The sequence below is a fragment of the Micromonospora sp. CNZ303 genome (assembly GCF_004345505.1).
In genome coordinates this window covers 56769-72789 of sequence record NZ_SLVT01000001.1, presented here as the reverse complement: position 1 = coordinate 72789, position 16021 = coordinate 56769, and the positions used below count along the sequence as shown (strand labels likewise).

The 16021-nt window shown below is 74.6% G+C and carries 17 protein-coding genes and 2 pseudogenes; 8 read left to right on the top strand and 11 right to left on the bottom strand.

Translation table 11 applies throughout. The features are described 5' to 3' along the window. Nucleotides 1-353 precede the first annotated feature (353 nt). From EV374_RS00390 to EV374_RS00380, 3 genes are all read left to right on the top strand, one after another. Complete coding sequence (locus EV374_RS00390) at nt 354-1310, top strand: ECF subfamily RNA polymerase sigma factor, BldN family (protein ID WP_132230800.1); 957 nt, start codon at nt 354-356, stop codon at nt 1308-1310. 290 nt (nt 1311-1600) lie between these two features. Continuing rightward, nucleotides 1601-2482, top strand: a complete 882-nt coding sequence (locus tag EV374_RS00385; protein WP_132230799.1) for a DUF5667 domain-containing protein — start codon at nt 1601-1603, stop codon at nt 2480-2482. A 127-nt stretch (nt 2483-2609) separates the two neighbouring features. Beyond that, nucleotides 2610-3485 carry an HAD family hydrolase gene (locus EV374_RS00380; RefSeq protein WP_486485511.1) on the top strand — a complete coding sequence of 292 codons (876 nt, stop codon included), beginning with the start codon at nt 2610-2612 and terminating at the stop codon, nt 3483-3485. A 73-nt stretch (nt 3486-3558) separates the two neighbouring features. Here EV374_RS00380 and EV374_RS00375 read toward each other — a convergent pair whose 3' ends face one another. From EV374_RS00375 to EV374_RS00340, 8 genes and pseudogenes are all read right to left on the bottom strand, one after another. Further along, nucleotides 3559-4431, bottom strand: a complete 873-nt coding sequence (locus EV374_RS00375; protein WP_132231301.1) for a lysophospholipid acyltransferase family protein — start codon at nt 4429-4431, stop codon at nt 3559-3561. 233 nt (nt 4432-4664) lie between these two features. Then, on the bottom strand, nt 4665-5738 hold the full coding sequence (locus EV374_RS00370; protein ID WP_132230797.1) for an NAD-dependent epimerase/dehydratase family protein: 1074 nt from the start codon (nt 5736-5738) through the stop codon (nt 4665-4667). 120 nt (nt 5739-5858) lie between these two features. Then, nucleotides 5859-5960, bottom strand: coding sequence for a 30S ribosomal protein bS22 (locus EV374_RS00365; protein ID WP_007465623.1), 102 nt, complete (start codon nt 5958-5960; stop codon nt 5859-5861). A 216-nt stretch (nt 5961-6176) separates the two neighbouring features. Then, nucleotides 6177-6386 (bottom strand): helix-turn-helix domain-containing protein, encoded by a 210-nt coding sequence (locus tag EV374_RS00360; protein WP_007465625.1) that lies wholly within the window; start codon nt 6384-6386, stop codon nt 6177-6179. A gap of 274 nt (nt 6387-6660) precedes the next feature. Beyond that, nucleotides 6661-6825, bottom strand: a pseudogene (locus EV374_RS33150) (ABC transporter ATP-binding protein); the annotation flags it as partial. A gap of 90 nt (nt 6826-6915) precedes the next feature. Further along, entirely contained in the window at nt 6916-8445 is a 1530-nt protein-coding gene (locus EV374_RS00350; RefSeq protein WP_486485510.1) for a hypothetical protein, read from the bottom strand. A gap of 99 nt (nt 8446-8544) precedes the next feature. Next, complete coding sequence (locus EV374_RS00345) at nt 8545-9093, bottom strand: TetR/AcrR family transcriptional regulator (RefSeq protein WP_486485509.1); 549 nt, start codon at nt 9091-9093, stop codon at nt 8545-8547. A 22-nt stretch (nt 9094-9115) separates the two neighbouring features. Further along, a complete protein-coding gene (locus EV374_RS00340) occupies nt 9116-9913 on the bottom strand; it encodes an alpha/beta fold hydrolase (RefSeq protein ID WP_132230795.1) in 798 nt (265 codons plus the stop codon). 56 nt (nt 9914-9969) lie between these two features. Between EV374_RS00340 and EV374_RS33145 the strand changes: the two are divergent. Further along, a pseudogene (locus EV374_RS33145) lies at nt 9970-10113 on the top strand (VOC family protein); the annotation flags it as partial. A 1-nt stretch (nt 10114) separates the two neighbouring features. On the opposite strand, the gene EV374_RS00330 reads toward EV374_RS33145, so the two are convergent. Continuing rightward, nucleotides 10115-11035 carry a proline dehydrogenase family protein gene (locus EV374_RS00330; protein ID WP_132230794.1) on the bottom strand — a complete coding sequence of 307 codons (921 nt, stop codon included), beginning with the start codon at nt 11033-11035 and terminating at the stop codon, nt 10115-10117. A 131-nt stretch (nt 11036-11166) separates the two neighbouring features. On the opposite strand from EV374_RS00330, the gene EV374_RS00325 reads away from it, so the two are divergent. The 3 genes from EV374_RS00325 to EV374_RS00315 are packed head-to-tail and all read left to right on the top strand — an operon-like array spanning nt 11167 to nt 13196. Then, on the top strand, nt 11167-11436 hold the full coding sequence (locus EV374_RS00325) for a hypothetical protein (RefSeq protein WP_225852019.1): 270 nt from the start codon (nt 11167-11169) through the stop codon (nt 11434-11436). Nucleotide 11437: 1 nt separating this feature from the next. Then, a complete protein-coding gene (locus EV374_RS00320; RefSeq protein WP_132230793.1) occupies nt 11438-12604 on the top strand; it encodes a glutathionylspermidine synthase family protein in 1167 nt (388 codons plus the stop codon). A 19-nt stretch (nt 12605-12623) separates the two neighbouring features. After that, complete coding sequence (locus tag EV374_RS00315) at nt 12624-13196, top strand: CGNR zinc finger domain-containing protein (protein WP_132230792.1); 573 nt, start codon at nt 12624-12626, stop codon at nt 13194-13196. Between the two features lie 106 nt (nt 13197-13302). Here EV374_RS00315 and EV374_RS00310 read toward each other — a convergent pair whose 3' ends face one another. Together EV374_RS00310 and EV374_RS00305 are read right to left on the bottom strand one after the other, a co-directional pair. Further along, complete coding sequence (locus EV374_RS00310) at nt 13303-14109, bottom strand: sugar phosphate isomerase/epimerase family protein (RefSeq protein WP_207913771.1); 807 nt, start codon at nt 14107-14109, stop codon at nt 13303-13305. 77 nt (nt 14110-14186) lie between these two features. Then, nucleotides 14187-15131: a Ppx/GppA phosphatase family protein gene (locus EV374_RS00305; protein ID WP_132230791.1), complete on the bottom strand. Its 945-nt coding sequence runs from the start codon at nt 15129-15131 to the stop codon at nt 14187-14189. Between the two features lie 74 nt (nt 15132-15205). Here EV374_RS00305 and EV374_RS00300 point away from each other — a divergent pair, with 74 nt between their 5' ends. Further along, nucleotides 15206-16015, top strand: a complete 810-nt coding sequence (locus EV374_RS00300; protein WP_132230790.1) for a DUF3109 family protein — start codon at nt 15206-15208, stop codon at nt 16013-16015. The last annotated feature ends 6 nt before the right edge of the window (nt 16016-16021 follow it).

The following is a 16021-nucleotide window of genomic DNA, read 5'->3' as shown; positions in this document are numbered from 1 at the left end:
ACCTGGATTTTCTTCGCAACCACGAGGTAATCCGAAAGTCAACCGCACACGACGGACAACCGGTCCGCCAGGTGTGCGACGCGGCGGGAAATACTTCCGCCCTGTGTAACGGACTTGCCACGCGTGGGTGACGTTGGCCCTATCATCACTCGGGTCGGCTCACCCCATTTGCCGTGAGTCGACACCCCTCAGCCCGAGGAGGCCCCCGTGCCTGTGAGCGCATTGGACCAGCACCTCAAGGGGATCTGCCGCCCGTCGGCACACCCCGAGCCAGCCCTGCCCGGCCCAGCCGGCCGGGCCACGACGGCGACGCGCCGACCGGCGTGGTCGGCCGGCGGGACGGAGGCGGCGCGGTGACCACCTTCGGATACGCGGAACGGCCGGCCGGCCTGACCAACCCGGTGATCCGCGGCCAGCTCAACGAACGGCCCGCCGCCCGGGGTCCGCTGGACGACACGGGCAGCCTCGCCGTCCGGGGGGAGGGCACGTCGAGCCGGACCCGCAGCCGGCCGCACCAGAACGAACCGCCGCCCCGCTCCGCGACACCGGGCGGCAACGCCAAGTCGGCCGGCGGCCGGGTCGCCGTCCCCCGGCCCACCATGCCGGCGCAGGGCCGCCGCACCACGGAACCGGCCAAGGCGCCCGACGAGTCGGGCGCGGAGACGGCGGTGCTCCCGGCGGTGCCGGCCGCCGCCGCGCCGGTCAACACCTCGACGGGCTTCCCCAGCCGTCCCGACCCGTCCGACCCCGCGACCGAGGTCTGGGGGCTGGTCGAGCGGGCCCAGGCCGGCGAGTCCGAGGCGTTCGGGCTGATCTACGACCGGTACGTCGACACGGTGTTCCGGTTCGTCTACTTCCGGGTGGGCAACCGGCAACTCGCCGAGGACCTCACCTCCGACACCTTCCTGCGCGCCCTCAAGCGGATCGGCAGCTTCACCTGGCAGGGGCGCGACCTGGGCGCCTGGCTGGTCACCATCGCCCGGAACCTGGTGGCGGACCACTTCAAGTCCGGCCGCTACCGGCTGGAGGTCACCACCGGGGACGTGCTGGACGCTGACCGCGAGGACCGGGGCCCGGAGGGCAGCCCGGAGGCGGCGGTCGTCGAGCACATCACCAACGTGGCCCTGCTCAGCGCCGTCAAGCAGCTCAACCCGGAGCAGCAGGAGTGCATCGTGCTCCGCTTCCTGCAGGGCTTCTCCGTGGCCGAGACGGCCCGCACGATGGGCAAGAACGAGGGCGCGATCAAGGCGCTCCAGTACCGCGCGGTACGAGCGCTGGCCCGGCTGCTGCCGGACGGCTTCCAACCGTAGTCCCGGGCAGGAAGAACGCCGTGCATCGATGCGATGTACGCGCAGGTCCGTGCCGTCGCGACCTCGTGACAGCGATCACTTTCCGTGATTTCGCCTCCGCCGGCCCCGTAACCCATGTCCGGTGCGGACCGTTTCTCCGGGTGCGACCGGTGGTAGCCCCGGCATCCCCCGGGCCCCCGAGGTCCGGCAGCGCGGCCGGCCACGACCTTCATCCGTGGTGTCCCGCCGTCACCGGTCGCTGTCGAAGACAGCGGCCGACCGGCCGCGACCAGCGAGAGGAGGTGCCCGCGGTGGACAGCAACCTCTTCTCCCGTCGGCGCGCGGAGCGCTTCGCGCAGCTTCTCGACGAGGCCAACGGGGGCCGGCGACACCACGTCCGTTCCCGGGCCGACGACCAGTTGGCCACGCTCGTCGCGGTGGGTCAGCGGCTGCCCGCCGCCCCGCCCGCCGTGGAGGTGGACCCGGAGTTCCGCACCAGCCTGCGGGCCATGCTCCTGGCCACGGCCGAACGCGAGGGCATCGGTGCCCCGGCCGCCGTCACCACCGAGCCGTCGTCCCGGCGCTCCGCCGACACCGGCCGCAACCGGCTGCTGCCGGCGGTGACCGCCCGCCGGGCCCGCGCCCGGGGCGCCATCCTGGTCGGCGTCGCGGCCGGCGCCGTCGCCCTCTCGGGCATCTCGGCCGCCAGCGAGAACGCCGTCCCCGGCGACGCGCTGTACGGCATGAAGCGCTCCACCGAACGCGCCCAGCTCGCGCTGGCCAGTTCCGACGTCAGCCGGGGTCAGCTGTTCCTGGACTTCGCCCGTACCCGGCTCGCCGAGGCGGCCGCGCTGCGCGGCAACGAGGACGGCTTCGGCGCGGTGCTGGACGACATGGACGCCGACACCCGCCAGGGCGTACGCCTGCTGACCACCGCCGCGACGCAGCGCTCGGACCCGGCGGCGCTGGACGCGGTCAACTCCTTCCTCACCGGCCAGCGCCGGGCGGTCGGCGGGCTCCTCGACGACGCCAGCCGGGCCGAACGCGACCGGACCCGCCGCTCGCTCGCCCTGCTCGACGCGGCCCGCAAGCGCTCCGACGCGCTGCGCGCGACGATCGCCTGCGGCGGGCCCGCACCCGTCGGCAGCGACGCCCTCGGCCCGGCCCCGGCCACCTGCCCCGGCGACCGCTGACCCGGCCTCGGCCGGAACCGGCCGAGACGTCCACGCCACAGTTCCCCCCATGGGCGGCCGTCCGCCACGCGCGCCCGGCTACCCTCGCGGAAGCACACGTCGCGCCGGTCGAGCGGAGGGAGGTCGCGTGGCCCGCAGCCGCAAGGTGACCGTCAGCACCGACGCCCACGGTCACACCGCCGGCTGGGCGGAGACCGACTTCGCACCCCTCGCTCCCCCGGCACCCGATCCGACCGCGGCGGCCTTCTTCGACGTCGACAACACGATGATGCGGGGCGCGTCGATCTACTGGTTCGCCCGGGGCCTCGCCGCGCGCGACTACTTCACCACCGCGGACCTGGCCCGGTTCGCCTGGCAGCAGCTGCGGTTCCGGCTGCTCGCCACCGAGCACGCCGGCGACATGTCGCAGGCCAAGGAGGCCGCCCTCGCCTTCGTCGAGGGCTGGCGGGTGGACGACGTGGAGCGCCTCGCGGAGGAGATCTTCGACGAGCTGATGGCGCCCCGGATCTGGGCCGGCACCCGTCAGCTCGCCCAGCGCCACCTGGACGCCGGCGAGCGGGTCTGGCTGGTCAGCGCCGCGCCCGTGGAGATCGGCCGGGTGATCGCCGCGCGGCTGGGCCTGACCGGCGCGGTCGGCACGGTCGCCGAGATCGTCGACGGCGCGTACACCGGCCGGCTGGTCGGCGACCTGATGCACGGCCCGGCCAAGGCGGAGGCGGTCACCCAGCTCGCCGCGGTCGAAGGGCTGGACCTGCGCCGCTGCACCGCCTACAGCGACTCGTGCAACGACCTGCCGATGCTCTCCATGGTGGGCCGGGGCGTGGCGGTGAACCCGGACGCGGCCCTGTTCAAGGAGGCCCGGCAGCGCGGCTGGGACGTCCGCGACTTCCGCACCGGCCGCCGCGCCGTCAAGATCGCCGTACCGTCCACCGCGGCGGCCGGCCTGGTCGCCGGGGCGGTCGGCGCCGGGCTGGCGCTGCACCGGCGCCGCCGCGACGGCTGACGGCACCGGTCGCCCGCGCCGTCAGCGGCACCGGCCGGCCCGCGCCCTCAGCGACGCGGGCCGGCCGCATCCGTCAGGGGCCGAACGGGTCCGGGCGCCGCTCCAGCAGCTGGTGCAGGGTCTGCTGGATGGTCTCCCGCACCTGGTCCGCGAGGTTGAACACGACCAGCGGGTCGTCGGCGGAGTCGGTCAGGTGCGCGGTGGGGATCGGCGGGCAGAACTCGATCAGCCACTTGCTCGGCAGCGGCACCATGCCGAGCGGTCCCAGCAGGGGGAACGTGGGCGTGACCGGAAAGTAGGGCAGCTTGAGCAGCCGCGCCAGGGGCTTGATGTCGGCGAGCATCGGATAGGTCTCCTCGCCGCCGACGATGGCGACCGGCACGATCGGGGTGCCCGTGCGCAGCGCCGCCGAGACGAACCCGCCCCGGCCGAAGCGTTGCAGCTTGTAGCGCTCGGAGTAGAGCTTGCCGATGCCCTTGAAGCCCTCGGGGAAGACGCCGACCAACTCGCCGTTGCCGAGCAGCCGCTCCGCGTCCGGGTTGCAGGCGACCGTGCCGCCGGTCTTGCGGGCCAGCTCGGAGACCACCGGCATCCGGAAGACCAGGTCGGCGCCGAGCAGCCGCAGGTAGCGGCGCGCCGGGTGCTGGTCGTGCAGCGCCGCCGAGAGGATCAGCGCGTCCAGCGCCACGGTGCCCGAGTGGTTGCCGACCACCAGGCCGGCACCCTCGGTGGGCACGTGCTCCAGGCCGGTGACCTCGGTGCGGAACCAGTCGCGGTAGAGCATCCGCAGCAGCGGGTGGAAGACCGCGTCGGTGATCTCGGGATCGAAGCCGAACTCGTCGACCTCGTAGTCGCCGGAGAGCCGACGACGCAGGAACGCCAGGCCCCTGGCGACCTTGCGGTCCCAGTGGTCGCCGGGCCGGTCCGACACCGCCGGCCCACCCACCGGGGCCGGCGCATCGTGCGGTCCCGTGCCGCCCGGCGTCGGGTCCGCCACGGCGGCGGCCGGCTCGTCGGCAGGGGCCGGCGCGTCGTGCGCGACCGGCTCGTCGGTGGCGGAGGTGTCGGGCTCGTCGGGCGTGCCGAGATGGTGTCCGTTCGCCCGCGCGGGCTCCGCGCCCGGCGCGGCCACGGTCAGCGGTACGTCGTAGCGGCCGTCGCGCCGCTCCTCCGGCCCGTTCACGATCCCTCCCGCACAGCCGCCCGGACCTGCCGGATCCCGTCCAGCACGAGCTGCTCCGCGATTGCCAACTGGTCCCGGTTCACGACGACCCCGCCGTAGTGGGCGCGGATGAAGTCGTCGAAGGCGGCGGCGGTGGAGCGGGGCGTGAAGCCGTACTCCTGCTCCAGCCGGCTGGTGTCGACGACCCGGCCGTGCACGAAGAGGTCGACCTGGTCCAGGCCATAGCGGCCGAAGCCGAGGTTGCGGGCGATCGCGGCGGCGCTGGAGAGGCCGGGCTCCAGCACCGGCACGGCCACCCGGCCGGCCCGCCGGATCGCCTGCGACAGGGAGAGCACGCCCGGCCCGGCCACGTTGTACGTCCCCGGATGGTCCTCGACGATCGACCGGTGCAGCACCTCCAGCGCGTCGTCGAAGTGCAGGAACTGCAACCGGGGGTCCCGCCCGAACACGGTGGGCACCACCGGCCGGGAGAAGTAGCGGGTGAGGGTGGTGTCGGCGGTCGAGCCGATGAACGGCGCGAAGCGCAGCACGGTCGCGGTGACGTCGGGCCGGCGGCGGCGGAAGCCGCGGACGTACCCCTCGATGTCCAGGATGTCGCGGCCGAACCCGCCGCGTGGCACCTCGCGCGGCTCGGTCTCCTCGGTGAAGACGGCCGGGTCGCGGAAGGACGCGCCGTAGGCGGCCGTGGAGGAGCGGACCACGAGCTTGCGCAGCCGGGGCGCGCGCTGGCAGGCGGCGAGGAGCTGCATCGTGCCGATGACGTTCTGTTCCTTCATCGCCGAGCGGCCGCCGTGCTGCGGGTCCGGCGAGGTCACCAGCGCGAGGTGGACCACCGCGTCGACATCGAGGTCGGCGAGGAGGCCGCCGAGCGAGCCGGCGTCGATGCGGACGCGCTCGACCCGGTCGAGCAGGTCGGAGAACTCGGCGCCGGGCTCGGGCTGGTCCACGCCGATGACCCGCTCGATGCGGGGGTCGGCCGCGAGTCGGGCCGCGACGTGCGCGCCGAGGTAGCGGCTGACCCCGGTGACGACGACGACCCCCGGGACACCTGGGGTGCCGCCGGGGGTCATGTCGCGCACCTTCCCCGGCAGGCGGGACCGAGCCGGGACATCCGCGGCGTGATCACCTGAGCCTCCGAGGGTCGACAGTTGGCAAGTGGAGACGGGAGCCGGGCCGGGACCCGGCCCCGGTCACTTGCCGAGACGGCGACGCTGGACGCGGGTCTTGCGCAGCAGCTTGCGGTGCTTCTTCTTAGCCATGCGCTTGCGGCGCTTCTTGACCACCGAGCCCATACGAAAGCCTTTCGATGCAACGTGCGGGGCGACCGGCTGACGCCACGGTGTGGCGTCGGCGACCGCTTGCGGACAACGGACCGGACCAGCGGGGTTAGCGGGAGGGCGCACCTGCGGTCACGGTCGGGGTCCAGGGTAGCCGGAGAGCGTCAGCAGGACCAACGCGCCCCCGTCGATGCCCGTTACGTCGTGCTCGGACGACGGCCCGCGGGAGGGTCAGGCGGTTTCCTGAAAGGCGCCCCGCAGGTATTCGTGCACCGCGTGTTCGGGCACCCGGAACGACCGGCCGACCCGGACCGCGGTGAGCTCACCGCTGTGCACCAGGCGGTAGACCGTCATCTTCGACACCCGCATCACCGTCGCCACCTCGGCGACGGTGAGGAACTTGACCTCCGACAGCCGTCCGTCGGACTGCGACCCGGCCATGGCTCACCGACCAATCCCATGCCCGGCGCGTGCCACCGGACGGGTTCGTCCCGCCCGGACCGGCGACGCGCGTGTTACCAGTACGGTAGCGGGACGGCTGTGACCGGCGCGATCCCTTCGTACAACTGATCATGATTCTCGCCGGTGTCCACCCGACCGGTCGGTTCGTTGTCGAACCTGTTGCGCCCGGCGTCCGATCGGTCCTTGTCCGGGACACGCCGTCCGGTCCGGGGCGGTCGGGACGCTGCCCGACGCACGTGGCCGCCGCGACGGCCGGAACCGGGCCGCCGCGCGGAAGGCGTCCGGTGGCTCCGGCGGCGCCACCGGAGCCACCGGACGGGTGCCCCGGGCCGCTTCCGGACGCGGACCGGGGCTCCGCGCTGGGAGCGGGCACCAGTGTGTCAGGTCGCCCGGCGCGGCCCGACAGCGGTCGATCATGAATGTCGGGGGCTGCTCGGACCGGCACCAGCGGGGGCCACGGCGCCGCCCGGCCCCTCAGCCACCACGGCCCCCAGCCGACCACGGCCCGTCAGCCGACCACGGCCCGGACGTACCCGACGCACTCGTCGTGCAGGGCGGACCAGGGTTCGCCGAGGACCCGCTCGGCCGCCTGGTCCACCGGCGTGCGCTCGTGCACCACGGCCGCGAAGAAGGCGAGCAGCCGCTCCGGACCGAACCGGTCGACCAGGTGCCGGACCGCCAGGTAGGAGACGCCGTAGCTGCCGCTGACCCGGTCGGCCGGGGCGTCGTCGGCCGGGCTGAGGCTGTCGAGCCGGCCGTCCCAGCCGCCGCCGAGCAGGCTCCGCACCTCGTCCAGTCCCGCGTACCGGTCGATCGGCTCGCCGTCGGCGCCCGCGTACTCGGCCAGCCCCTCCACCAGCCACCAGGTGCCCTTGCCCGGGTAGCCCCGCTCCGGCAGGGACGCGGCGTGGGTCAGCTCGTGCCGGAGCAGGTCGTCCACCCCGCCGGGGACGAGACCGTCGGCGTTGAGCACCACCTCGTGGTGGCCGCCGCCGACCGTGACCGCGTAGCCGCCCGTCCACTTCGGCCGGCCGCCGCCGTACCAGCGCTGCCACTCGTCCCGGCCCGCGTGGAAGATCCGGTACCGGTCCGGCGTGCGGCCGCCCACGGCGTACGTGTCGGCGACCCGGGCGGCGGCCTCCGCCTGGGCCAGCAGGTCGGGCAGTTCCTTGCGCAGGGCGGGAGTGGTGGCCACGAGCGTACGCCGACCGACGGCCACGGCCAGTTCGCTGACCTCCCAGGGCCGGGTGCCGGTCTCGGCGGACCGGGACGGCTCCACGGCGAGCAGCCGGGGCCGCTCCCCCGCCCGCCACCGGGTGCCGGTCAGCACCCGGCTGGTGCGGCAGTCCGGCGTGACGAAGCAGTAGCGGAACTCGACGAGCAACCGCCACTCGCCGGGCCGGCCCTCGACCGGCGTGGGCAGGCCGTTGGCGCCTGCCTGCCAGGCGGTCACCCGCAGCGCGCGCAGCGCGGCGTACCGGCGGCGCAGGTCCGGATGCGCGACCGGCTCCGCGACCGCCAGGAACCCGGCGCGGTCCCCGCCGAGCAGGGCGGCGGACTGCCGGGCCAGTTCGGCCGTCATCCGCTCGCCGAGCCGGCGGGCGGCCCCGGTGGCGGGGTCGTCGGCCGGCGCGGCGGACGCCCCCGGGGCCGTCGGGTCACCGGCGTGCACCAGGCCGGCCACCAGCGCCGCGGGCAGGCCGCAGGCCAGCAGCAGTACGACCACCGCCAGCGCCACCCCGAGCGGCCGGATCCGCCGCGACGGCCGCCCGCTGCCCACCGCCACCGGAACGGCCGACGCGGCGGGCGCGGCCTCATCAGCCGGCTCGGCCCTCTCGGCGGGCTCGGCTTCCTCGGCGGGCTCGGCCCTCAGATAAGGCGCGACCCTCTCGGCGGGACCAGCCGGCTCGACCCTCTCAGCGGGCTCGGCCTCGACAGTGGACCCGGCGCCGTCAGCGGGCCCGGCCTCTTCTTTCGCGGCGGCCGGCGTGCCGTCCGTCACCGGTCGGCCGTCCGTTCCGGGCTGCCCGTCAGTCACCCGCCGAAGGGTACGACCATCGGGCCGGCCCGGCGACCACGGCCCGGCGAGCCACGCCGCCTGGCAGGCCGGAGAAGGGCGGCGGCAGACCCAGGGCCGTCAGCGGCGGTCCGCGCAGGGCCAGGACCGGAACGCGCCGTCCAGCGCGACGACCAGGTTGTCGAACGTGGCGCCGACGGCGCGGGGCATGCCGAAGCCGCCGGCCGCCTCCAGCGAGACGAACCCGTGCAGGGTGCTGCGCAGCATCCGGGTCGCGTCGACGGCGTCGTCGCCGTCGAGCCCGTAGCCCCGCAGGGTGGCCCGGATCGCCCCGACGGCCCGCTCGCCGGCGGCGACGTGTTCCGAGTCGGCCGGGTCCGGCACCCGCTGGGTGGCCGGGTAGCGACCGGGGTGCCGGTGCGCGTACGCCCGGTAGGCGGTGGCGACGGCCCGCAGCGCGTCCCCGCCGGCCCGGCCCGCGGCGGCGGCGGTCAGTTCGTCGGCGAGCTCGGCGGTGGCCAGCGCGGAGAGCTTCTGGGCGAGCGCGTCGGCCCCCCGCACGTGCTTGTAGAGGCTCGGCAGCGCGACGCCGAGCCGGTTGGCCAGCGCGGCGAGGGTGAGCTGGTCGGCGCCGACCTCATCGGCGAGCCGGGCCGCCTCGCGCACCACGCTTGCCTGGGTCAGCCCGGCCCTAGGCACCGGTGACCGCAAGGAACTCGGCGAGCTGGGCGGCGGTGCGCGCCGGCTGGTCGGCGTGCGGGTAGTGGCCGGAGTCGTCGATCATCCGGGCCTCGGCGGTGGCGAAGAGCCGGCGGGCCGCCCGCGCCCCGGCGCCCGGGTCGCGGAAGTCCGGGTCCTTCGTGCCCATCAGCACCAGCACCGGCTGCCGGACCTCGCGCGCCCGCGCGGTCCAGTGCGGGTCGGCCGGCGCGATCACGCCGCGCATCGCCGCCATCCGGCCGGGCTCGCGCAGGGTGGCGACCATCGCCTTGCGGTACGCCGCGTCGTCGGCCGGCCGCTCGCACGGGAAGAGCGTGCGGTGGAAGAGCCCGAACAGCCGGGGGCTGCGCAGCACGGCGGCCAGGGCCACCCGCATGAACGGGTTGAGCTTCGGCTCCTCGGCGAACGGGGCGAGCTGGACGACGCCGTTGACCAGCGCGGGATCGTCGGCGGCGGCGAAGACCACTGCCGCCGCGCTGGACGAGCTGCCGACGAGGGTGGCCGGTCCGCCACCGAGGTCGCGGACCACCGCGAGCAGGTCGGCGCCGACCTCCGCCGGGGCGTACGACGGCCAGCCGGCGCTGGACGCGCCGTGCCCCCGGACGTCCACCGCCGCCACCCGGTGCCCGGCCGCGACGAGCAGCGGGACCAGGTGGCGGAAGGAGCCGCGGTTCTCCCCCATGCCGTGCGAGAGGACGACGAGCGGCCCCTGCCCGTGCACCTCGTAGGCGATCCGCCCGCCGTCCCGCTCCACATAGCTAACTGTCATAACTGAAAAGCTAATGCACTTAGCCAACGCCGTCAAGGGCTGACCGCACCAGGTCGCACGAACTCGTCCGGCAACGGGAACGGGCCGGCGGGACGAGGGTCTCCGCCGGCCCGTACTGGGACCGCTGGGGGGGGGTGACGGTGGCCGATCCGGACGGCTACCGCCTGGTGCTGAGCACCCGGGGCTGGTCGAACGGCTGACCTAGTTCTTCGACAGCACGGCCCGGCCGAAGAACATCAGGTTGGCCGGGCGCTCGGCGAGCCGGCGCATCAGGTAGCCGTACCAGTCCTCGCCGTAGGGCAGGTAGGTGCGCACGGTGTAGCCCTCGCCGGCCAGCCGGGCCTGCTCCTCCGGGCGGATGCCGTAGAGCATCTGGAACTCGAAGCGCTCGGGGCCGCGGTCGAACCAACGGGCCCGGTCCTCCCCGATGGCGATCAGGCGGGGGTCGTGGGTGGCCAGCATCGGGTAGCCGTCGCCGGACATGAGGATGTTCATGCACCGCACGTAGGACTTGTCCACCTCGCGCGCGGACTGGTAGGCCACCGACTCCGGCTCCTTGTACGCGCCCTTGCACAGCCGGACCCGGGAACCGGCCGTGGCCAGCTCGCGGCAGTCCGACTCCGTCCGCCGCAGGTACGCCTGGAGCACGGCGCCGGTCGACGGGTGGTCCTTGCGCAGCTTGGCGAGGATGTCGAGCGTCGAGTCGGTGGTGGTGTGGTCCTCCATGTCCAGGGTGACCGTGGTGCCCGCCTCCTCGGCGGCGGCGCAGATCGCCCGCGCGTTGTCGTAGGCGAGCTGCTCGTCGAACATCTGGCCGAGCGCCGACAGCTTGACGCTCACCTCGGCGGCCGGGGTGAGCCCCGCCTCGGCGAGCCGCCGGAGCAGCCCCACGTACTCGTCGCGGGTGGCGGTGGCCTGCTCGGGGGTGACGGTGTCCTCGCCGAGGTTGTCGAGGGTGACCGCGAGACCGTCGTCGACGAGTTCGCGGGTCGCGCGCAACGCGTCGTCGGTCTTGGCGCCGGCGACGAACCGGCGGACGAGGTCCCGCGTGAACGGGGCCGTCGCGACGAGCCGCTCGACCTGGGGTGACCGGGAGGCGGCGAGGATGACGGTACGGAGCATGGACCGAGCGTAACGCCCGCCGGTGGCCCCGCGCGGGGCAGCGGGCGCAGCCTCGGTCGCCAGGTCCCAACACCGTCACAGGCACCGGCCGGGGGCGGACGGCGGTGGCCCCCATCGGTTACAACGATGACGTGGAACAACGCCCCCGCCGCCGGCTCCGGTCGGCCTCCGTGCAGCTCGGCGCGCTCACCGTCCTCGCGCTCACCCTCTCCGGCTGCAACATGTCCTCGGACGACGACGATGACGACTGCGCCCTCGGCCCCGTGGGCGGCGGCGAGACGGTGGCCCTGGCGCTGCGGGCGCCCACGGTGACCGCCGGGCGCACCGCGCCGGAGCCGGCCGCCGCGGCGGTGCCCGACCGGGGCGGCTTCGGCACCCACCTCGCCTCCTGCGGCGGCTGAGGTGCGCCGGGAGTCGGTCACCCCCCGCCCGGACTGGGACGCCACCATCCGTTCCCAGGGCCTGGTGTACGTCGACACCGAGCTGCCCGACGGCGGCATCATGTCGTACTGGGACGAGACCGCCGCGTACGCGTTCGAGCTGGACGAGGTGCTGCGGCTGGAGGAGGCGACCGAGGAGCTGCACCGCATGTCGGTCGCCGCCGCCGAGCACGTCGTCGCGCGCAACCGCTACGCCGAGTTCGGCATCCCCGCCTGGGCGGCCGAGGCCGTGGCCCGGTCGCTGCGCGAGGCGCCGCCCACCCTCTACGGGCGCTTCGACCTCGCCTACGACGGCAGCTGGCCCCCGAAGATGCTGGAATACAACGCCGACACCCCCACCGCGCTGGTCGAGGCGAGCATCATCCAGTGGTACTGGCTGGAGCAGACCCGGCCGGAGCTGGACCAGTGGAACAGCCTGCACGAGCGCCTCGTCGAGGCCTGGGCGAAGATCGGCGCGGGGCTGCACGACCGCCGGGTGCACGTGCTCTGGTCCAACGAGGAGGAGTCCGGCGAGGACCACATGACCGCCGGCTACCTCGCCGAGACCGCCCGCCAGGCCGGGCTGGAGGTCACGCTCCAGCCGATCCAGCGGCTCGGCTGGGACGGCCGCCGCTTCGTCGACGCCGCCGACCAGCCGGTCACCACCTGCTTCAAGCTCTACCCCTGGGAGTGGATGCTCGCCGAGCCGTACGGGCCGCTGGCGCTGGAGCCGGGCACCCCGACGACCTGGATCGAGCCGGCGTGGAAGCTGCTGCTGTCTAACAAGGCGCTGCTCGCCGTGCTCTGGGAGCTGTACCCCGGCCACGAGCTGCTGCTGCCGGCGTACCTCGACTCGCCGCGCGGCATGACCGAGTACGTGGCCAAGCCGCTGCTCGGCCGCGAGGGCGGCTCGGTGCGGATCGTCACCGGCGACACCGAGATCACCAACCCGGGGATCTACGGCGACGAGGGCTGGTGCTACCAGGAGTTCCGGGCGCTGCCGGAGTTCGCCGGCAACCGGGTGGTGCTGGGCAGCTGGATCGTCGACGGCGAGTCGGCCGGGGTGGGGGTGCGGGAGAGCGCGAGCCTCATCACCGACGGCTACGCGCGGTTCCTGCCGCACTACATCGACGCGCCACGGGTCCCCTGAGTCGTCTACGGTTGTGGGCGTGAACTTCGACGCGTACGCCCGGACCGGCGTTGACCTCGTCAACGCCCGCCTGGACGACCTCGACGACCTCCGGGCCCTCTTCCCCGACGACAACGCGTGGATGCGCGACGAGGTGGCGGAACGGGACCTCGCGACATTCCGGCGGGCACAGAAGCGCCTGCGCGACGTCTTCGAGTACGGCACATCCGGGCGGGACGCCCAGGCGGTGACCGAGCTCAACGCGCTGCTGGAGGCGTTCCCGGTGCAGCCCCGCATCTCCGGGCACGACTCCAGCGACTGGCACATGCACGTGACCAGCCGGGGCGCCTCGGTGAGTGCCGAATACCTGGCCGGCGCCGCCTGGGGGCTGTCGGTCTGGCTCTGCGAGTACGGCAGCGCCCGGTTCGGGGTGTGTGCCGACGACCGCTGCGGCAACGTCTACCTGGACACCTCGTCCAACTGCTGCCGGCGGTTCTGCTCGGAACGCTGCGCCACCCGCTCGCACGTGGCCGCCCACCGCGCCCGCAAGCGCGCGGCCATCGGCGAGCAGGCCGGCGTGAGCAGCAAGGAATCGCTCAGCACGACCGTCTGACGCCCGTCCCTCGGCCGGCGCCCACGCGTCGGCCGGGAGACGGGCCTCGACCGGCGCCCGCGCCCAAGGCTCGGGCCGCGACCGGGGCTCGGCCCGCAACCGAGGCTCAGGCGTCGACCGGGGACGGGGTGCCGAGGTGCTGGCGGGCGAACGCCAGCGACTCCCGCAGGTCGGCCTCGCGCACGGCGCGGCTCTTCGCGCCCCGGGTGGTGACCTCCACGGCGACCGAGCCGGTGAACCCGCGCCCGGCCAGCGAGGAGAGCAGCTCGCCGCAGGGCTGGGTGCCGCGCCCCGGCACCAGGTGTTCGTCGCGGCCCTCGCCGGTGCCGTCGCCGAGGTGCACGTGGGCCAGGTTGGCCCCCATCCGGTCGGCCATCGCCAGCGAGTCGGTGTGCGAGGCGGCGCAGTGCGACAGGTCGAGCGTGTAGGAGTCGTACCCCGTCTCCGTCGGGTCCCAGCCCGGGACGTACGGCACGAACTGCCGCCCCGCCATCCGGACCGGGTACATGTTCTCGACCGGGAAGCGCAGGTCGGGGTGGTCGGCGGCGATCGCGGCGAGCCCGTCGGCGAAGTTGCGCGCGTAGTCCCGCTGCCAGGTGAACGGCGGGTGCACCACCACGGTGGGCGCCCCGAGCGTCGCCGCCAGCTCCGCCGAGCGGCGCAGCCGCTCCCACGGGTCGGGGCTCCACACCCGCTGCGTGACCAGCAGGCAGGGCGCGTGGACGGAGAGCACCGGGACGCCGTAGTGCTCGGCGAGCCCGCGCAGCGCGCCGGCGTCCTGGCTGACGGCGTCGGTCCAGACCATCACCTCGACGCCGTCGTAGCCGAGCGCGGCGGCCAACTGGAACGCCGCCGCGGTCCGCTCAGGAAAGACCGAGGACGTGGACAGGAGCACGGGGACGCGGGAAGTCACACCATCGAGGGTAGCCGGGGTCGATCGACACCTCGTGACGAGAGACCGCAAACCGCCCAGATCACACTCCTTGCCTCCTAGAGCGGGCCGAGGTGGTCCAGGTGGCGCAGGATCACGCCCTCGCGCAACGCCCAGGGGCAGATGTCCAGCGCGTCCACGTCCAGCCGGCGCAGCACGGCCTCGGCGACGACCGCCCCCGCGAGCAGCTGGTGTGCGCGGCCAGCGCTGACCCCCTCCAGCTCGACGAGCTGGGCCGGCGGGATGTGCCGGATGAACCCGAGCACCTGGCGCAGCCCGGCGCGGGTGAGCCGGCGGGGCGCCCACAGTCCGGCGCCGGAGGGCGCCGCGCCGGCCAGCCGGGCCAGCGTCCGGAACGTCTTCGAGGTGGCCACCGGCCGCTCCCAGCCCACCGCGGTCAGCTGCGCGACGGCCGGTTCCAGCAGCCCGTCGACGTACGCCCGCAGCTCGTCGACCGCCTCGGCCGGCGGCGGCGCCGCGCTGTCGGGGGCCACCCGGAGCCGGTCCCGGGTGAGCCGGCCGGCGCCGAGCGGCAGGGAGACCGCCACGGCCGGGTCCTCGTCGATGCCGGCCGCGAGCTCCAGCGAGCCGCCGCCGATGTCCAGCACCAGCAGCCGACCAGCCGACCAGCCGAACCAGCGCCGCACCGCGAGGAAGGTCAGCCGCGCCTCGTCCGCACCCGGCAGCACCTCCAGGCGTACGTCGGTCTCGTCGCGCACCCGCGCCAGCACCTCGGCGGCGTTGGTGGCGTCGCGGACGGCGGAGGTGGCGAACGCGATCAGGTCCTCGGCGCCCAGCCCCGCGGCGGCCGCCTTGGCCATGCCGACCGCCTTGACCAGGCCGTCCGCGCCGGCCTCGGTGATCGCGCCGTCCGGGCCGATCTGCTCGGCCAGCCGCAGCACGACCTTCTCCGAGTGCGCCGGCCAGGGGTGCGCCCCGTGGTGGGCGTCGACCACCAGCAGGTGCACCGTGTTGGAACCGACGTCGAGGACACCCAGTCGCATGCTGAAGACACTAGGGCCAACCGGATTGCGCGGCTCGGCGGACCGGCGGGGGCACCGGGCGTACGCTGGGCCGGGTGACAGGCCAGATCGAACTCCGTGTGCTGGTGGACGACCCGGACGACCCCCGCAGCCGCGAGGTGCCCCTGGACTTTCCCCGGGAGTGGATCGAGTTCGCCGACCCGGCGGACGACAACCATCTCATCCGGGCCGACCTGACGTGGCTGCTCTCCCGCTGGACGTGCGTCTTCGGGCGGGGCTGCCACGGCATCGTCGCCGGTCGGGCCGCCGACGGCTGCTGCTCGCACGGCGCGTTCTTCACCGACTCCGACGACGAGCAGCGGGTCCGGGCCGCGGTCAAGCGGCTGACCCCGGCGACGTGGCAGCACTTCCGGCGCGGGTTCAAGAACTGGACGGAGAACGACACGATCGACGGCAAGAACTCCGCCCGCCGTACCGCCACCCAGGAGGCGGACGGGCCGTGCGTCTTCCTCAACGACGCCGGCTTCCCGGGCGGCGCCGGCTGCGCCCTGCACGCGCAGGCGCTGCGCGACGGGGTGCACCCGCTGGAATACAAGCCCGACGTCTGCTGGCAGCTGCCGATCCGCCGCGACCAGGAGTGGGTCAAGCGGCCGGACAACACGAAGGTGCTGGTCTCCACGCTCTCCGAGTTCGACCGGCGGGGCTGGGGCGCCGGCGGGCACGACCTGGACTGGTGGTGCACGTCGTCCACGGACGCGCACGTCGGCAGCGAGCCGATGTACGTCTCCTACGGCCCGGAGCTGACCGCGCTCGTGGGCGCCCCCGCGTACGCGAAGCTGGCCGAGGTGTGCGGGGCGCGCAGGCGGCAGGGCATGGTCGCCCCGCACCCCGCCGACGGCGCCTGACCGACG